Genomic DNA, 18,027 nt, shown 5'->3' on the forward strand with positions numbered 1-18,027 from the left:
TCAGCCTCTTCTTTCAGGGGCGTCCGGGGCCACCGGGCGCGGGGTTAGGGAAGGATCAGCGGGATCGTGGCGCTGCGCAAGCGCGCCCAGATGATCGCAGAACGATTGAGCCAGCGACCGCGCCACCAGCAGATGAACGTCGCGCGTATTCGCCCACCATAGCAGGAGGTCATAGTGGTTGAGACGTGTGCGGAGGGTTCTGGCGGCGCGCACCGGCGCGGCAAAGAGATCCGCGCGCGTGTAGAGGTCGAGGAAGTGCAGCGCCTCGACCCCGCGCAGCCGCAGGTGAACATATCCGTGCGAGATATCGGCGAGGCGAAGCGCACCCTCAGGCGGCGCACCGCAGGCCCAGATCCGGTCCGGCCAGAGCCGCAGCAGGATCGTATCCGGCAGCGATTTCACCTGCCCGAAGGGCACCGTGCTGTCCAGCATGTCGGGCCGCGCATGTAGAGCGACAACCGGCAGGAATTCTTCATCCAGCCGCAGGCCCAGCGGGCCGGGCAGGAAACCCTGGGCATCGGTGGCGTGATCCGGAGTGAGAGCTTCAGCCATGCAGACGTTCCCCTTGCGGATCATAGGCGCAGACCGGCCCCACACGGACCCGGACTGATTGCCCCGCGACCGGCGAATGCGCCCAGAGCGTGTCGCCCATCCGCGCCCGTCCATCCGCCAGAAACCCCAGCGCAATCGGATGGCCCAATGTCGGACTGTGAACGGCCGCGGTCAGATGCCCGCAGCCTGTCGCCCTGCCGTCGTCGTCCAAAGGCTCTTCACTCATCACGGCGCCGTGCGGGATGGGGCTCGTGCCGCCCTCGGGTGTCAGGCCCACCAGTTCCTCGCGGCCCGAAGCTTGCAGGGCCGGACGCTGCAGCAGGGCGCGACCGATAAAATCCTTGCGGTCAGACACCATTGCGCCCAGCCCCAGATCGCGCGCGGTTCTGCGGCCATCAATCTCGGTGCCGACCGACAGATGGCCTTTCTCGATCCGAAGCACATCCAGTGTTTCCAGCCCGTAAGGCGTGATGCCCCATGCGGCGCCCTGCGCCCTCACGCGGGTCAGGAGATTATCGGCGAAACCGGCGGGGGTGTTGATCTCGAAACTCACCTCGCCGGAAAAACTGACCGAGAAGACCCGCACCGGCAGGTTCCCCCCCAGATGTCCCTCGCGCACACGCGCGAAGGGGAAAGCCGCGCGCGACCCGTCAAAATCGGGATCAAGCGCCAAGAGCAGATCGCGGGCATGCGGCCCGGCGATGGCAAGCGAGGCCCAGTGATCGCTAACGTCAGTCAATGTCACGTCGAGATCGGGCCAATCGACCTGCGCTGATTTCGTCATGTGCCGCCAGACCGAGGCGGCATTCGCCGTGGTCGCCGTGACGAGAAAATGATCGTCGCCAAGCTGAGCGATTGTGCCATCGTCAAAGACGTACCCATCCTCGCGCAGCATCAGCGCATAGCGCACGCGGCCCGGTGTGATGGTCCCGATGTTGTTGCAGTAAAGGCGCGAGAGGAATTCCAGCGCATCGCTGCCCCGCACCTCGACCTTACCCAGCGTCGACATATCCACGCAGCCGACGCCGGTCCTTACGGCGTTGCACTCCCGGTTGATCGCGGCCTGCATCGCCTCGTCTTCGCGCGGGAAATAGCGCGCATAGAGCCAGCCCCCGGAGGTCAGGAACACGCATCCCATACGCTCGAACCCGCGGTGAAACGGCGTGCGCCGGGTCGGGATCATGTCGCCTCCCGTCTCGACCCCGACCAGTGCGCCAATGGTGACCGGCGAATAGGGCGGGCGATAGGTGGTATGGCCGATTTCAGCTGGGTCGCGGCCCGCTAGTGCCGCGATTTCAAGCACACCGTTGGTCCAGCTTGTCTTGCCCTGATCGGTTCCCATGCCAAGGGTGGTGTAGCGCTTGACCAGTTCGATATCCCGGTATCCCTCGCGCTGCGCCAAGGCGATATCCGCGCGGGTTACGTCATTCTGAAGATCGACAAACGCCTTGCCGCGACCGCTGTGAAACCTCTGTTCCGGAGCGGGCTTCGGCGCGGGACGCGGCAGGTTCAGATGCTTGTGCATTTCGAGTTCGGCCAGCGCCTGATGCGCCGCGGCCTTGCCATCGGCAATGCAGTCATATGTGTCCAGAATACCCCGCGTACCGCCGATGGGACGCAACGGGCCCGCCGCATCGGGCGGCAGCAGGTTGCGCGTCGTTTCGTCGTAACTCAGGCCCCCGCCCATCTGCGCAAAGAGATGCGCATTGGGCGACCAGCCGCCCGAGACACAAAGCAGGTCGCAGGTGGCGCGGTGCCGCCTGCCGTTTTCGTCGCGCCAGCGCAATGACCTGAGACGCAGCCGCCCGGATGTACCGGTGATCGTCGCGCCGCGTGGGAGCACCGCAGCGACGCCGATGCCCGCCTCGCGCAGCGCGGCAAGCGTATCCTCGCGCTCGTCGGGATCGACCACCGCGACGGCTGCGCGCCTGCCCGGCGCCACGGCGAAACGCCGGATATAGCTGCGAACGGCCCCGGCCAGCATGACGCTGGGGCGATCATTGCCGGGAAAAACAATCGGGCGCTCGGTGGCACCTGCGGCCAGCAAGATGCGCCGCGCGCGGATCTTCCACAGGATGGCGTGGCTGTTGCTGCCGGGCGGCATTGTCTCGACCGCCAGTATCTGCCCGTGATCATATTGCCCGAAGGCAAGTGTGCGCGGCATGACGGTGACATTCGACAGCTCGGCCAGGGCCCCGACCGCATCTGCCGCCCAGTCGGGCGCGCGCTCTGCGTCAAGCTTGCTGCCGCTGAAAAGAAGGCTGCCGCCGGGCAGGTGATCCTGCTCGATCAGGATCGTCGTGGCACCGGCATGGGCGGCGGTCAGCGCGGCTGTCAGCCCCGCGGCACCGCTGCCGATGACCAGAATATCGCAATGCCGGTTGCGTTTGTCGTACTGCGCTTGCGGGGCCTCAGGGTCGATCTTGCCATGCCCGGCAAGGCGGCGAATGAGACCTGAATAGCGCTTGCTCCAGCCGTGGCGGGGCCATTTGAAGGTCTTGTAGTAAAACCCGGCAGCAAGGATGTTTCCGCCCAGTTGCAAGACCGCGCCGGCATCGCGCGACAGGCGGGGCCAGTTGTTCTGGCTGGTGATCGCCAGCCCGTCCCGCAGCATGATTTCGGTGGCTTTCAGATTGGGTGTGCTGCCGGTCTGATCCGTGAGGGTGACCAGCGCGCAGGGTTCTTCCAGCCCGGCAGACAGGATGCCGCGCGGGCGGTGATATTTGAGCGAACGCGCCACCAGCTGCTGGCCGTTTGCCAGCAGCGCCGATGCCAGCGTATCGCCGGGATGGCCGGTCATGGGCTGACCATCGAAGGTGAAGCGCAACCGGGTTGCGCGGTCGATCAGACCGCCTTGGGGAAGGCGGGTCATGTGCCCTCTTCCGGGCGGGATGGCGGGCCGCTCTGGCTGATGTCGTGGGTCGCCGTGTGGCGCGTCACCTCGATCCAGCGCTCGCAGCCGCTGGCGTGATACCAAAGTTCGGCCAGCGGGCCGCGCGGGTTCGCGGGATGATAGAGCGCCGCCTGCCAGTCATCCGGGGTGGTCTGGCCGTTCAGCGCCGAAAAGTGGCGCCGCGGGCCGCCATAGGTGAATTCAGCTTCATCGCGAGGGCCGCAATGGGGGCAAGGGATCAGGATCATCGCGCCACCCCCGTCATTGCAGCCACGGATAGGGGCCGATGCCCGCATCATCGTGTTCCGCGCCCTGCGCGAACCGCTCCAGCGTGAAAGGCGCGACCAGATCGGGGATCTTGCCGGTGGCCAGCAATTCCGCCATGCACCAACCCACGGCGGGCGTCGCCTTGAACCCGGCATAGCCCCAGCCCGCATTGATCATCAGGCCATCGACCTGCGTGCGCCCCAACATGGCATTGCCGTCCATCGGGATGTCCGCCGAGCCGGACCAATGCCGCATCAGGCGCAGGCGCGACAGGAACGGAAACATCTGCACCGCGCGGGCCAGCACGTCCTCGATCCGCTCAAAGCTGCCGCGCCGCGCGTAGGAGGCGTAGCCGTCCGTCGCGCCGCCCAGCACGAACTCGCCCTTCGAGGTCTGGCTGACATAGCTGAGACCGGCGTTGTAATTGACCACCGCATCCAGCGCGGGCTTGACCGGTTCGGTCACCAGTGCCTGCACGTTGATCGTGCTTAGCGGTAGGTCGATCCCCGCCATCTGCGCCACCGCGCTGCTGGACCCGGCGACCGAGATCAGCGCCTGTTTGCAGGCGATCCGGCCCTTTGGCGTGTTCACGGCGACGATCCGTCCCGATTTCACGTCGATGCCTGTGGCCGGGCAGTTCTGAAAGACATGGATGCCCGACGCCGCCGCGCTGCGGGCAAATCCCCAGGCCACGGCATCGTGGCGGACAACGCCGCCCGCTTCCTGCACCAGCGCGCCCGCGACGGGAAACCGTTTCCTGCCGGACAGGTCAAGCTCGGGAACCCGGTGCTGCACTTCTTGACCTGTCAGGATCGAGGCCTCCGCCCCACGCATCCGCATGGCATTGGCGCGCAGGGTGAAATGCTCCAGTTCGCCATCGGAATGCGCCAGATCGACATAGCCGCGAGGTTCGTACATCACGTTGAAATTCAGGTCCTGCGTCAGATCCGACCAGAGTTTCAGGGCAAAATGTTTCAGCTGAAAGCTGGCGTTCAGTAGATAATCCGACCGCACGATCGTGGTGTTGCGGGCGGTATTGCCACCGCCGATCCAACCCCCCTCGACCACGGCCACATTGGTGACGCCATGATTGGCGGCCAGATAATGTGCCGTTGCCAGACCGTGCCCGCCGCCACCGATGATGACAATGTCATAGGAAGCGCGCATCTCGGGCTCGGCCAGAAAATCGGGCCAGCGCCTGTTGCCGGTGACGGCGTGCTTGAGCAGAGAAAAACCGGAATAGCCCAATTTCGGATCCATTCACTTTACCATCTGTGATCACAGTTAGCGGGTGAGGGCTATCTTGGCAAGGATGAGAATTTGCATTGATCTGTGATCACAGTCGAGTCATAGCTGGGATGACCGGCAAGATTTGCGAGGGGAAAGAACCACAATGGCAGCACTGGATGAAATCGAACCAGGTGTCCGAAATCTGTTGCTGAACTGCGCCAGAGCGCAGCCCGGGGATCGTGTCCTGCTTGTGGGCGAAAAGGGAGATAACCCCTATTTCAACCCAGCGATCTGTGATGCTGTCGCCAGCATTGCAAGACGTCATGACATGGTGCCTGAAGTGGTCATGGCCGCGCCGGTCGCAGATGCGTCGCAGTTTCCTTCCGTGGTCCACGACGCGATGCTCCGCGCCGATCGAACGATCTTTTTCTCGCGATTGGGGGATCAGGTCCGGTTCAGTCTGCCGGGCGACAGTGCCAAGGTCGTGATGACCTATACGCTCGATCTGGACTATTTGGCTGCGCCCTTTGCGTCAGCCGATTTCGGCGTGATGAAGCAGGTGCATGATGCGCTGCTGGCGTTGATCCTGAAGGCGCAAACCTACCGCTTGACGGGGGCGTGCGGCACGGATTTGACCAGTGATATTGCCTCGGATCGTGAAGGGGCCGTGGCTGATTTCGCGCTGGAGCTTTTTCCAGTAATGATCTTTCCGCCGGTCATCTGTCACAACATGAACGGAACCCTGGTGATCCGGCATTTTGTCACTTCCTCTTCTACCCGCGCCTATGAGGACAGTACCCTGGTGATCGACCATCCCGTTCTTGTAGAGGTTGAAAATTCCCGCATGGTGGGCTTTGACGGGCCGCCCGATCTGGTAGCCCGGCTGAAGGCGCAGTTGGAACGCGCCGCGGCACTGACAGGCGGCGATCCCTATCGCATCAATTCCTGGCACACGGGCATCAATCCGAACACCTATTTCAGAGATGATCCCTATACCGATCTCGAACGCTGGGGCACGGTGGCCTACGGATCACCCCGCTATACGCATATGCATGTGGCCGGGCTCGATCCGGGCGATGCAGCGCTTCACCTGATGGACATGACCATCTCGTTTGATGATCAGACCGTATGGGACAAGGGCAGGTTCGTCTTTCTGGACAGGCCAGAGATTCAGGCGATGATGGACGCGCCGCAGCGCGCGTTGCTGAACTCCTCGGTGCGGCACAGTATCGGAATTTGAGGGGGGATAATGGCTGAGAATATGGCCGTCGCCTGGGTTGACACAATACCGCAGGATCAGGCCAGCGGCGATCTGGCCGCCGCCTATGATGCGGTAATGGATGGCGATGGCGAGGTCGAAAACCTCTATCTGGCGATGTCGCAGACGCCGCAGGCCATCAAACCCGCGGACGATCACTACCGCGCCCTGCTGCACAACAAGGATAATCCGCTGGAGCCGTGGCTGGCCGAGCTGGTCTCGACCTATGTAGCGATCCTGTGCGGATGCGGTTATGCCGCCCGCAATCACGGAGCCAATTTTGCCATGTACCTTGGAAACCAGGTGCGAGCCGACGAGCTACTTGCGGCATTGCGGGACGATACGTGGGAAACGTCCTTGCAAGATCAGGTCCTGATTGCCGCCCTTCGCTATACGCGCAAATTGTCGTTGGAGCCGTCGCTGATCGGCGAGGCGGATATAGAGGCGTTGCGATCAGTGGGGTTTTGCGACAAGGGCATCTCCTATTTGGTGCAGCTTGTCGCATCGTTTGCGTATTGGTCCCGCATGATAAATGGTCTTGGCATCCGCCTTGGAAAGACCGTCGGCATCTCAAAAGAGCCGACAAAACCTACGCGAGCAGGATCGTCTGGTGGTTGCTGATAAACACCGGTGCCGCCGGCAAGAGCCTTGGGGCAGCCACTACGGAGATCACGCTCAGGCGTTCTGGCCCGCTTTGATCCCGGAGAAGATACAACCGCCGAGAAATGTGCCTTCGAGCGCATTATAGCCGTGATAGCCACCGCCGCCGAAACCGGCAACTTCACCCGCGGCGTAAAGACCGTCAAAGACTGTACCATCGGGTCGCAATACACGGGCTTCGAGGTCCGTGTGCAGCCCGCCAAGTGACTTGCGTGTCAAAATGTTGAGCCGCACTGCGATGAGAGGGCCGTTTGCAGGATCGAGAATGGCATGAGGTTTGGCGGTACGGATCAGCTTGTCACCCAGATAGGTGCGCGCATGGTGGATGGCGGTGATCTGGGCATCCGCTGCCGGGTCGGCGAGCGCTGCATCGCGCATGGCTATCTGGTCTCGGATATGATCGAGGTTGAGCGGTGTTTCGGGCGTCAGGCGGTTCATCCCGTCGACCAGTGTCTGCAGATCATCGGAAACGACGAAATCCTCGCCCCTTTCCTTGAACGCTTCAACCGCGCCTGTGGCCCCCTTGCCCAGCCTCTCGCGCAGTACTTTGAGCCATTTACCTGAGGTCAGATCAGGGTTCTGTTCGCTGCCCGACAGTGCGAATTCCTTTTCAATGATCTTCTGCGTCAGGATGAACCAGCTGTGATCGTGGCCGGTGGACAGGATACGCTTGAGGGTCGAGAGCGTATCGAAGCCGGGCAGGCAGGGGGCCTCCATCCTGTCGCCGTTGGCATCAAGCCAGATTGAGGAGGGGCCCGGCAGGATACGAATACCGTGATTGGGCCAGATCGGGTTCCAGTTCCGGATACCCTCGCAATAGTGCCACATGCGGTTTTCGTTGATCGCATGGGCACCGGCACGGACGACGGCGGCCTGCATCCGGCCATCCACGTAATCGGGAACGCCCGAGATCATGGTTTTGGGCGGTTTTCCCAGACGATCCACCGGCCAGAGGGCGCGGACCTTGGCGTGATCGCCGCCGATGCCGCCGGAGGTCGCGATCACACTGTCGGCGGTATACGCAAAGTCGGCTTTCTTCTCGCGGTTGGTGGAGACGCCGCGGGGTGCGGGGTCATCGGCCAGGATGTGGCCCGAGACGCCGGTCGCACGGCCATCTGTCGTATCCAACGCGATGACTTCGTGACGGAAGGCCAAGTGCAGCAGGCCGGTCTCTACCGCTTCAGTCGCGCGCCGGACGAAGGGCGCGACGATACCTTCGCCGGTACCCCAGGTGATGTGAAAGCGTGGTACGGAATTGCCGTGGCCACCTGCCGCTTCGCCGCCACGTTCGGCCCAGCCCACGACCGGGAACCAGCGCATGCCTAATTGGTGCAGGTAGGGCCGCATGGGACCGGCTGCGAAGTCGAGATAAGCCTTGGCCCATTGTTTGGGAAACGCGTCCTCGGGACGATCGAACTGCGCGCTGCCCAGCCAGTCCCGCTGCGCCAGATCAAGGCTGTCGCGGATGCGCAGGCGGCGTTGCTCGGGGGTGTCGACCATGAAGAGGCCGCCCAGCGACCAGAAAGCCTGTCCGCCCAGCGATTGCGGCCCTTCTTGATCCAGCAGGATCACGTGCCGCCCGCGTTTGGTGGCCTCATGCGCGGCGACAAGCCCGGCCAGCCCGCCGCCGACGATGATGATATCGGCCTTGTCCATTTCCCGTCCCCTAAACGCCGTTGACCCCAGCCTAACAAACGGCCGGGGTCGGGGGGAAGAAACGTTGGGTCAGGATTGGGTCGGAGGGGCCTCGGGCGCCGCTGGTGCCGTGCGGCGGAACCAGCCACCACCGGATTTCTCGCGTTTCTCGCCGTACCAGTTTTCGTTTCTGGTGGCGTACATCGTACCCGCGATGGCACCAAAGGCGAGGATCGACCCGGCCAGAAGCGCATAATCGGCGCTGCGCAGGATCAGGTAAAGCACGGCATAAAGCAGCGTCAGCAACAACCCGAGCACGATGGTGCGTTTGCCAAGCGCCAGCGCCATTGCCCCATAAGCGGTAACCAGCGCCACTGTGGCACCGCCCGCCACCAGATAGGCGGCGCCGAAGCCAAGCTGCTCGGCCAGCGCCAGCATCAGCAGGAAGAAGGTTGATTGCGCGAGGCCCACCAGCAGGTATTGCACCGGGTGCGTCGGACGTTTGGACTGGCCTTCGATCAAGAAGATAGTCAGGAAGGTCAGTCCGATGAACATCAGCCCGTAGCGCGCCGCGCGGTAGGATTTCTGGTAGAAATCATTGGGCTGATAGAAGTCAACGCCAAAGCTGGCCTCGTGCCGGGCCGTGTATTCCTGGGTTTCGCGAGAGACCTGCGGCAGGGGTCGTGCCAGATGCGGGATCAGCCAGTTGGCGGTAAACCCGTCCTCGGACGCCTCGTAATCATTGGGCAGGAACGCCCCGTTGAACGAGGGATGTGCCCAGTCGCTCGCGAAAGAAATCTCGCTGGTGCGGCCTACCGGTGCGATCGAGAGGGTCTGCGCACCGTTGAAACCGAGTTTCATCGTGTAGGTATCGTGATTGCGTGGATCGCCCGTTGGTGCGCGCAGCCCGCCGACGCGGTTGTCGTTGGGGGCAAGCGGTTCCATCTGCAGTTGTTGTCCGTTGGTGGTCAGCTCGGCTGCACCCCGCAGGGCGCGGTTGGAGGTGACGTGCAATTCGATCTCGGATTTTCCCCAAATCGCAACCTCTTTGCCCCTGAGGGCATCGGCAACCGCATCGGTGGGGAAATCGAAGCTCATCGCGGCGCTGGCGGTATAGACCGGGACGGTAAAGATGCCGCGATGACGTTCTTGTGTTGTGGTGTCGATCTGCGTCGTGAACTGGTTCGGGTAGAGGTAAACCGGATCGCGGTTGACGGTTTTCTGCACATCGACATGACGAAAGACCGGTTTGTCATCGGCATCGAGCTTCTGGATTCCGGTCTCGGGGTCCAGCACCTGGCGTTTTTCGCGCACGGTGACGGTTTCCTGCACCGGTACAACCAGCACCGGGCCGCTGATCAGCTGCCTGCCACCCCATTCCTGACCAACACTGTCGCGGGTCGAGCGGTTGTAATTGGCGCGGTCATTGATGATTTCGCTGACAAAGAGGATTGGGATGAACATGAGGAGGATGAGGAGACCGACGATAAAAAACCGCCAACCGGGAGATCGTAACATGGATACATTTCCTGTCTGTTGAATGCCCTCTCTAAATAGGAAGTGGGTTGTGCAGGCGACAGGGGCGGCTTGCGCAGATTTTCAGCAGATATCAGCCAGGTTTGTTTTTGCGATGTTTTTTGGGTTCAAAGATGCCGGCCCTGGCCAAGACCTGCCGATGCTGCAGCGAGAGCGATGAACAGCTGTTAATCCTCAGCACGGCAACTTAGGGTTCATGTTTCTCTTGATCACGCCTGAGCTCATGAAAGCGCCGTCGATTGGTGTGGTAACACCGCTGAAACAGGCCACTTTCCGACCCGGCAGGAAAGCAGCGACGCTTACGATCTCGTCAGGCGTTCCGTAGTGGTTTGCGGCGATGCGCGTGCTATCGCTCGCCCTGGTCTCGGCACCGGTCACCATGATGCAATTGCCCTCAAAGTTCGTGATCAATCCCTCTGCCCGATGTCTGCACTTGATGGCACGCCCAAACCCTATCCCGACACCGCCATTCGCGGGTTCATCAACGGTATTTGGCAAGGGTCACCGCTGCCTACATTGGGTCGGCTGCCGGAACCAAAGTCCCAGAGCATTCGCCAAAGCCGACCCGGAAACCGCTTCCCCTCGCGACGCCCCGCAGAACGACCCGGTCACCATCGTGCAGAAAACTTCTGACTTGCCCATCATCCAATGTGATCGGCTCGTTCCCGCCCCAGCTTAGCTCCAGCAAAGATCCCCGAGCGTCTTTTTCGGCGCCCGAGATCGTGCCAGAGCCCAAAAGATCGCCAACACGCATCGGGCACCCGCTGGTCGTGTGATGTACCAGTTGCTGCGCCGCGGAATAATACATCTCGTTATAATTTGTCCGGGCAATGGTTTGCACCTCACCGCCCGAGGGCGCCAGGGCAACGGTCAGGTCAATGTCATAAAGCATGGGTGACGTGTCCCGAAGGTGCGGCAAAAGCTCGACCTCCCGATTGGGCGTGGCACAGCGGAATGGTTCAAGCGCCGCTTTCGTCACGATCCAGGGGCTGATCGTCGTAGCGGTGGCCTTGGACTGGAACGGGCCAAGCGGTTGATATTCCCAAGCCTGAATGTCGCGCGCTGACCAATCATTCAGCAGCACGTAACCAAAGATGTTGGCATCGGCCTGATCGACGCTGATCGGGCCCTGTGACGGTGTGCCGACAATAGCGCCCAGTTCAAGCTCGATATCGAACCGTTCAGAGGGAGCGAAGCGTGGCATGGTATCGTCGGCGCCTTTCAACTGGCCCCAGGGTCGTGTGATATCGGTGCCCGACAGCACCACCGATGACGCCCGCCCGTTATAACCGATGGGGATATGCAGCCAGCTGGGCGGCAGTGCATTTTCCGGACCGCGAAACATGGTGCCGACGTTTACGGCGTGATGTTTGCCGGCATAGAAATCCGTATATTCCGATACCTTGAATGGTAGGTGCAGATCTACATCACAAATCGGATGCAGCTGGTCGCGCAGGGCGCCAACATCTTCATAGGTTTCGCTTAACAAAGAGGTGATCACCTTGCGGAACCGCGCCCAGAGTTCGGGCCCGGCCTCCATCACGCCGTTCCAGCCCCGCGGATCGGACAGCGCCTGCGCCATGAACGGCAGGTGCGACGATGTCAGCGCGGTGACATCCAGCACCATATCACCGATCGCGACGCCGAGGTGACGTGGACCGCCAGCGACGGAAAACACACCATATGGCAGGTTGTTCAGCGGAAAATCCGTTGTCGGAGAATTTGCGCTGGCGACCCAGCTTTTCATGAGCGGCATTTGAAGCTCCGGGATATAGGCCGCAGCCCCTGATCAGGCTGCATCGGGTAGGTTTTCCGGCATTGCTGCCGCGATTGAGGGGTTAGATACGGCGCGGGCATCAATGTCGCACAGCCGGTCGAAGGGGGTAAGGTCGAACGCCCAACGGCGGGCATTCACCAACTGGCTGACAAGACAGATATCCGCGAGCCCGATCCTTTCGCCGAAGGTGAAGGCTGTTCCGGGGCGTATCTTCCGTTGAAATGCTTCCAGCCCATGATGCATCCATTGATGTACATATCTGATCACCTCACTCTCTGGTTGGTCCATTGGTCCGCGAAGATAGTTCAGAACTTTCAGGTTGTTCACCGGATGAATGTCCATCGCAATGGCATAAGCCGCGGCACGTTCCTGTGCCCGGTGAAGAGGATCGGAATGCAAAAGCGGCGGGTTCGGACGCAACACATCAAGATAGTCAATGATCGCAAGACTTTGGGTCAGGGCCGTACCATCCTCCAGCACCAGAACCGGTACAGATTGCGACGGGTTGATCGCGCTGAAGGCCGGGCCCGACTGGGCACCGGTCAGCAGGTTAACGGGCACTATCTCGTAGTCGAACCCTTTCAGGTTCAACACCGCACGCACACGCAGGGATGTGGTAGAGCGCCAGTAGGAATAGAGTTTCAGACCCATGCGCCACCTCTTGCCGGGAACATCATCACTGAAGGATCATTTCTTGCCGGGGGTGCCGTCGAACTTCTTTTCCAGGCTGGCCCAGCAATCAATATAGTCGTCCTGCAGCGGCGCCTCGTTGGCCGCAAAAGCGGTCAGGTGTTGCGGAAAGCGTGTCTCGAACATGAAGGACATCGTGTTATCAAGCTTCTCGGGCGTCAGATCGGCGTTCGAGGCTTTATCGAGTGCCTCCCGGTCCGGACCGTGCGGCAGCATCATATTGTGTAGGCTCATGCCGCCGGGGGCAAAGCCCTGTGGCTTGGCATCATATTCGCCATAGATGTTCCCCATAAGCTCGGACATCACGTTCTTGTGGTACCAGGGCGGGCGGAATGTATCCTCCGCCACCATCCAGCGCTCGCGGAACAGAACAAAGTCGATATTGGCGGTTCCGGCCTGGCCTGACGGGGCCGTTAGTACAGTAAAGATCGACGGATCAGGGTGATCGAACAGGATTGCACCGACCGGACAATAAGTTCTGAGATCGTATTTCACCGGCGCGTAATTGCCATGCCAGGCCACGACGTCAAGCGGCGAATGACCGATCTGCGTTTCATGGAACTGGCCGCACCACTTTATCGTCACCGTCGATGGTGTCTCGCGGTCTTCGAAGGCGGCAACGGGTGATTTGAAATCCCGCCGGTTGGCCATGCAGTTTGCACCGATCGGTCCACGGCTTGGCAGCTCGAACTTCTGCCCGTAGTTTTCGCAGACAAAGCCCCGTGCCGGCCCGTCAGGCAGTTCGACCCGGTAAACCAGCCCCCGCGGGATGACGGCAATCTCTTGCGGCGCCAGATCAATGATCCCAAGCTCGGTTGCAAAGCGCAGCCGACCCTCCTGAGGGACCACCAGCAGCTCGCTGTCAGCGGAGTAGAAATAGCTTTCTTCCATCGACCGGGTCACCAGGTAGATATGACTTGCCATACCGATCTGCGTGTTCACATCGCCCGCCGTGGTCATGGTGCGCATGCCGGTCAGCCAGGTCAGCGGTACATCCGAATGCGGGACAGGGATCCATCGGTACTGGCCCAGAGATGTGACATCGCCGATGACATGCGGTGCGGAATTCCAATAGGGCAGATCGACCCGTTTGAACCGGCCCGTGTGTTTGACCGAGGGTCGGATGCGGTAGCACCATGTTCGTTCGTTTTGATGCGACGGAGCAGTAAAGGCCGTACCCGAGAGTTGTTCGCCATAGAGGCCATAGTTACAGCGTTGCGGGCTGTTCATACCCTGCGGTAGCGCGCCCGGCAACGCCTCGGTTTCGAAGTCATTGCCGAAGCCGGGCATGTATCCGGGATGGGCTTCGGAGGGTGAGGGTGCGACAATCATGGTGCTGTCGATGGTCATTGGTTTCCTCAATTCAGCAAACGAAGTGTACCTGGCGTGACCCCGATCAGCCTTGCGGGCCAGATAATACTGTCCCCGCTTTTCAGGGTTTTCTGGTGTCGGTCAATTTAGCCCCATAATTAGTTTCCAATGAAACTATGTCAATAAGTAATTTCATTTGAAACTATAAATGCAACCGGGTAAAGGTTACTGGGAGAAAATCTTAAGCGAGGCACGGGGCTGTCTGATGGTCGAAGGCAAAACTCAGAAAATACCACCTCAAGGATTTGATCTTAAATCATTTTTTCCCTACCAAACCCGAGTTTTCTATAAACATGTGATCCAGGCCGTCTCGCGCGTCTATGAGGCGCGCTATGACATGAAGCCGAATGAATGGCGAACTCTGGCGATTTTGGGATCGGGGAACCCGTCGACCCCTGCCGAGATCGTCGAGTTATCCAGTATCGACAAGGTTTCCGTCAGCCGCGCAGTCACAAACCTGAGCAAGCGCGGCTGGATACTGGTGCGGGCCAATCGTTCCGATGCCCGAAGCAAAGTCCTGACGCTGTCCAAGGCCGGTAAGGCGGTCTATCATGACCTCGTGCCCCGAATGCTTGAAGCAGAGGTGGAATTACTGTCAGTTTTGACGGACGCAGAGGTTAGCGAGCTCAAAAGATTGATGGAAAAGCTGCACTCGGTAGCAGACAAGCCCGCGTAAACAACTGTTTGGCCTCGTGCGCGCCTCGGGGCAGGTTTGCAAACCCGGCGGTTCCGAGTCCTTGCAGGGCGATGGGTTTGCACGGTTCAAGGATAGCAAATGAGATGCTGTGCTGCGTGGCAGATCACCGACATGGCGAGTGTCGAACCCTGGGGGCACTTGCGCGCAAAGGCGTACATTCGCGACAGACGTGAGGTCGGGGACAGAACAGACGGGATATGAGTGCCGTGATCCGGTGCGCACATGTCGACCGATATCGAACATCCCCCCGGACGCCTGACGCTGGTCGATATTGTGATGGGCATCGGCGTCGCGCTGACCTGGGGCCTAGGGATTGTGTTTTCCAAGGCGGCGATTGCGCATTTCCCGCCGATCCTGTTGATGGGATTCCGCTTTACCGTAACGGCATTGGTGCTGGTGTGGTTCGTGCGGGTGCCACGAGGGCAGTTGTTGGCGCTTTTCGGCATCGCGCTGATATCGGCGGCCCTGCAATACAGCCTGACATTTACAGGGCTCAAGGGGTTGGATGCCGGAGTGGCGGCGCTGGTCGTGCAACTTGAGGTGCCGTTTCTGGTTCTGGTGGGCGCGGTTTTCCTGCGAGAAAAACCCGGGCTTCGCAAATGGGCAGGGATCGCGGTGGCGTTTTTCGGGGTGTACCAGATTGCCGGAGAGCCGCAGATATCGGCGGCGCTGGGGTCGGTCCTGCTGGTTATATCGGGCGCGTTTGTCTGGGCCATCGGTCAGGCGATGATCCGGAAACTAAAGGATATCGACGGGCTGACCGTAACCGCCTGGATCGCGGTGATGGCAGCGCCGCAGCTTTTTGCCGTCTCGCTGGCGGTGGAAAGTGACCACTGGCAGGCCATCCAGAGCGCGGGTTGGGTAGTATGGGCAACGGTACTTTACCTCGGCCTGGTAATGACGGCGTTGGGGTATGGGCTGTGGTATACGCTTATCCGTCGAAACCCGGTCAGCCAAGTGGCGCCGTTCCTGCTGCTCTTGCCGCTTTTCGCCGTGCTGGGCGGCGTGGTTTTTCTGGGTGAATCCATGACCATGACCGTCATGATTGGCGGCGCTATTGTGATTGCCGGTGTTGCCATTATCCTGACGGATAAAGGGTAGGAGGGCCAGAATGATCCGGATAATTGCATTGGCGGTAGCGCTTGGGCTGGTGCTGATCCTGCACCTGACGGGTGTGATCAAGGCAAATGATTTGTCGCATCCCTTCTGGCATGTGCAAGCGACGATGATCGGCGCTGGGCTTGGCGTGGCGCTGACGGTCGGTCTGTGCTGGCTGGGCGGGCGCGCGCCGGGTTTGGCCAAGCTGCTGCGGCGCTTGTGCATCCTTGGCTTGCTGGTTGCGCTTGGCGTGACCTTGTACGCGGCGCGGTATTTCATTAATTCTGCCGATTACGAGCCGGTGGCTGGCAGGATCTGGTATCTGGGCTATCACGCGACGGTGGCTTTGTTCGTGATGCTGATCGGCACCTATCTGCCCCGTCTTATCAACCGCGATTAAGGTCGTGCCCGCAACGATGCCGAACTAAGCGGCGGCCTTGTCACGATGTTCCAGCGCCTCAATTGAGAGGATCGTCGGCAGGTGCCGGGCGATCTCGGTCCAGCTTGTACCTTCGTCCGCACTGGCAAAGATCGAACCTGTATTCGTGCCGAAATAGACGCCTGCCGGTGTGGCCATATCTGTCGCCATCGCCTGACGGAGCACGGTGAAAAAGCAGTTTTCCACGGGCAGTCCTTCCTGCATTGCGGTCCAACTTTCGCCGCCATCAGTGGATTTCCAGACGGCGGCAGAGCCATTCGGCGGATAGCGCCCGCCGCTGTCAGAATTCAGTGGCAATACCCAGAGCGTCTGCGGATCACGTGGATGCAAAGCGATGGGAAAGCCGAAGGTTGACGGCAGGCCTTCGGTTATATCCTCCCAACTGCGCCCTCCATCAGGGCTGCGCCATGTGCCGTGGTGGTTCTGCTGATAGAGCAGGTCGCCCGTAGTCTCGGGCGCTGCCGCGCGGACCATGTTGTGCACGCAATGGCCGGTTTCTCCGTCGCGGGGTGCGGCGGGGTGATGATGGGTGCCACATGCATCGGTGTTGGACAGGCGGTTGCGCCGATCCCATGTCACGCCACCATCCTCGGTGGCGAAAACACCGGCGGCTGAAATGCCAAGCCAGAGCTTTTTCGGGTTGTCAGGCGTGCTGACGATCGTGTGCAGCACCAGTCCGGCTGCACCGGGATTCCAGCTGTCGCGCGACGGGTGATTGGACAGTCCTTCGACTTTCTGCCACGTCCCGCCGTGATCGTGGCTGGCGAAGAGGGCAGCCGGTTTGGCGCCAGCATAGAGCGTGCCATGGGCGTAGTGCAGGGACCAGAGCGAGGTGAGTTGCCCGTCAAACGGTGTATCCACGGGTTCCCAGCCGAAAAAACCGGCAAGTTCGGGATCTTCGGCGGCCCAGGCGTCCAGGGCTCCCTTGGAGAATTTCGCAAGCGTCCATGTATCGCCACCATCCACAGACCGCCAGACACCGGCCCCCTGCCAATCGCCACCTCCGGCCGCCCAAAGCATGCCGGTCTCAGGATCGCCAACGACATGGTTGATTGGCCAACCCTCGCAGAGCGGCCCTTTCATCTCCCAGCCGGCGCGCATGTTGCCCGAACTTAGCAGAAACGCGCCCTTTGTGGTGCCGATAAGGATTGTGGTTGCTGCAGTCATGCGCTCAAGCCTCCCGTTGCGCTCAGGATAGCACGCGTTGGCAGGTGAGCCTAGCAGCGCCAAACGTCGCTGATCATTGCCTGTTGTGAAGGCTTTGCAGGGTCAACCCCAGCTCCAAAACCCGCCTTTAATCAGCTTGGCAACTTTCAAATCGCTCTGGGCCGTTATGTTTGATATCTTTTCGAGCAATGGATGCGCGTTTGTGATCACAGCCTAATTTACGTGATCACAAAGCTTGAAATTCGCGACATTTTGCCGGTTTTGCCGGGGAAATAGGGCTGGGCAAGCGCCACAGTCTCGTTAGTATAGCATCTTGTTGGGGGTGTGCCCCCAGGCCCGCGACAAAAATGGGAGCGATACATTGGCTGACGTGAACCGGGGCAATCGCCCGCTTTCGCCACATCTGACAATCTACCGGCCACAGCTAACCTCCATGACTTCGATCCTGACCCGGATCACCGGCAATGCGCTGCTGGTGGCCGCGCTGCTGATCGTCTGGTGGTTTCTGGCCGCGGCCACTTCGCCGGAATATTTCGCGACTGCCGACGCGGTGATCACCAGCTGGTTTGGCGATTTGGTCATGCTTCTGTCGGTCTGGGCGCTCTGGTATCACCTGTGCGCGGGGGTCCGGCACCTGATCTGGGATAACGCCATGATGCTGGATATCGACAGGGCCGAGATGCTTGGCTGGCTCGTGATCATCGTCTCGGCCTGCCTGACAATCTTTACCGTCATCGTCGTCTGAGGGGGCTGAGCC

The 18,027-nt window shown here is 60.7% G+C and carries 17 protein-coding genes; 6 read left to right on the top strand and 11 right to left on the bottom strand.

Going from position 1 to position 18,027, the window contains the following annotated elements:
* From LC334_RS05520 to LC334_RS05535, 4 genes are read right to left on the bottom strand one after another with little or no spacing between them, the layout of a single operon-like run.
* Positions 1 to 552 carry a hypothetical protein gene (locus LC334_RS05520; protein ID WP_085799267.1) on the bottom strand — a complete coding sequence of 184 codons (552 nt, stop codon included), beginning with the start codon at positions 550 to 552 and terminating at the stop codon, positions 1 to 3.
* Positions 545 to 3,424 carry a 2Fe-2S iron-sulfur cluster-binding protein gene (locus LC334_RS05525; protein ID WP_085799268.1) on the bottom strand — a complete coding sequence of 960 codons (2,880 nt, stop codon included), beginning with the start codon at positions 3,422 to 3,424 and terminating at the stop codon, positions 545 to 547. Before LC334_RS05525 ends, LC334_RS05520 begins: the two co-directional genes overlap by 8 nt.
* On the bottom strand, positions 3,421 to 3,693 hold the full coding sequence (locus LC334_RS05530) for a sarcosine oxidase subunit delta (protein WP_085799269.1): 273 nt from the start codon (positions 3,691 to 3,693) through the stop codon (positions 3,421 to 3,423). Before LC334_RS05530 ends, LC334_RS05525 begins: the two co-directional genes overlap by 4 nt.
* Before the next feature lie 13 nt (positions 3,694 to 3,706).
* A complete protein-coding gene (locus LC334_RS05535; protein WP_085799270.1) occupies positions 3,707 to 4,972 on the bottom strand; it encodes an FAD-dependent oxidoreductase in 1,266 nt (421 codons plus the stop codon).
* A gap of 133 nt (positions 4,973 to 5,105) precedes the next feature.
* On the opposite strand from LC334_RS05535, the gene LC334_RS05540 reads away from it, so the two are divergent.
* Together LC334_RS05540 and LC334_RS05545 are read left to right on the top strand one after the other, a co-directional pair.
* Positions 5,106 to 6,182 carry a hypothetical protein gene (locus LC334_RS05540; protein WP_085799271.1) on the top strand — a complete coding sequence of 359 codons (1,077 nt, stop codon included), beginning with the start codon at positions 5,106 to 5,108 and terminating at the stop codon, positions 6,180 to 6,182.
* A gap of 9 nt (positions 6,183 to 6,191) precedes the next feature.
* Entirely contained in the window at positions 6,192 to 6,821 is a 630-nt protein-coding gene (locus LC334_RS05545; RefSeq protein WP_085799272.1) for a carboxymuconolactone decarboxylase family protein, read from the top strand.
* Between the two features lie 54 nt (positions 6,822 to 6,875).
* Here the strand turns inward: LC334_RS05545 and LC334_RS05550 are convergent, their stop codons facing one another.
* The 6 genes from LC334_RS05550 to hmgA form a co-directional block, all read right to left on the bottom strand.
* A complete protein-coding gene (locus LC334_RS05550) occupies positions 6,876 to 8,516 on the bottom strand; it encodes an FAD-binding dehydrogenase (RefSeq protein WP_085799273.1) in 1,641 nt (546 codons plus the stop codon).
* A 69-nt stretch (positions 8,517 to 8,585) separates the two neighbouring features.
* Entirely contained in the window at positions 8,586 to 10,013 is a 1,428-nt protein-coding gene (gene creD, locus LC334_RS05555; RefSeq protein ID WP_085799274.1) for a cell envelope integrity protein CreD, read from the bottom strand.
* 192 nt (positions 10,014 to 10,205) lie between these two features.
* A complete protein-coding gene (locus LC334_RS05560) occupies positions 10,206 to 10,442 on the bottom strand; it encodes a hypothetical protein (protein WP_139836313.1) in 237 nt (78 codons plus the stop codon).
* A 100-nt stretch (positions 10,443 to 10,542) separates the two neighbouring features.
* Positions 10,543 to 11,787: a fumarylacetoacetase gene (fahA, locus tag LC334_RS05565; protein ID WP_085799276.1), complete on the bottom strand. Its 1,245-nt coding sequence runs from the start codon at positions 11,785 to 11,787 to the stop codon at positions 10,543 to 10,545.
* A gap of 33 nt (positions 11,788 to 11,820) precedes the next feature.
* Positions 11,821 to 12,459 (bottom strand): maleylacetoacetate isomerase, encoded by a 639-nt coding sequence (maiA, locus tag LC334_RS05570; RefSeq protein WP_085799277.1) that lies wholly within the window; start codon positions 12,457 to 12,459, stop codon positions 11,821 to 11,823.
* A 36-nt stretch (positions 12,460 to 12,495) separates the two neighbouring features.
* A complete protein-coding gene (gene hmgA / locus LC334_RS05575) occupies positions 12,496 to 13,848 on the bottom strand; it encodes a homogentisate 1,2-dioxygenase (protein ID WP_085799278.1) in 1,353 nt (450 codons plus the stop codon).
* Between the two features lie 226 nt (positions 13,849 to 14,074).
* Here hmgA and LC334_RS05580 point away from each other — a divergent pair, with 226 nt between their 5' ends.
* The 3 genes from LC334_RS05580 (at position 14,075) to LC334_RS05590 (ending at position 16,064) form a co-directional block, all read left to right on the top strand.
* Complete coding sequence (locus LC334_RS05580; protein WP_085799521.1) at positions 14,075 to 14,545, top strand: MarR family winged helix-turn-helix transcriptional regulator; 471 nt, start codon at positions 14,075 to 14,077, stop codon at positions 14,543 to 14,545.
* A 243-nt stretch (positions 14,546 to 14,788) separates the two neighbouring features.
* Entirely contained in the window at positions 14,789 to 15,667 is an 879-nt protein-coding gene (locus LC334_RS05585) for a DMT family transporter (protein WP_085799279.1), read from the top strand.
* Between the two features lie 10 nt (positions 15,668 to 15,677).
* Positions 15,678 to 16,064 (top strand): hypothetical protein, encoded by a 387-nt coding sequence (locus LC334_RS05590; RefSeq protein WP_085799280.1) that lies wholly within the window; start codon positions 15,678 to 15,680, stop codon positions 16,062 to 16,064.
* A 24-nt stretch (positions 16,065 to 16,088) separates the two neighbouring features.
* Here LC334_RS05590 and LC334_RS05595 read toward each other — a convergent pair whose 3' ends face one another.
* On the bottom strand, positions 16,089 to 17,270 hold the full coding sequence (locus tag LC334_RS05595) for a sialidase family protein (protein ID WP_085799281.1): 1,182 nt from the start codon (positions 17,268 to 17,270) through the stop codon (positions 16,089 to 16,091).
* A 361-nt stretch (positions 17,271 to 17,631) separates the two neighbouring features.
* Here LC334_RS05595 and sdhC point away from each other — a divergent pair, with 361 nt between their 5' ends.
* Entirely contained in the window at positions 17,632 to 18,015 is a 384-nt protein-coding gene (gene sdhC / locus LC334_RS05600) for a succinate dehydrogenase, cytochrome b556 subunit (RefSeq protein WP_085799522.1), read from the top strand.
* Positions 18,016 to 18,027 lie beyond the last annotated feature (12 nt).

The sequence above is a fragment of the Roseovarius aestuarii genome (assembly GCF_019966515.1).
GTDB lineage: Bacteria > Pseudomonadota > Alphaproteobacteria > Rhodobacterales > Rhodobacteraceae > Roseovarius > Roseovarius aestuarii.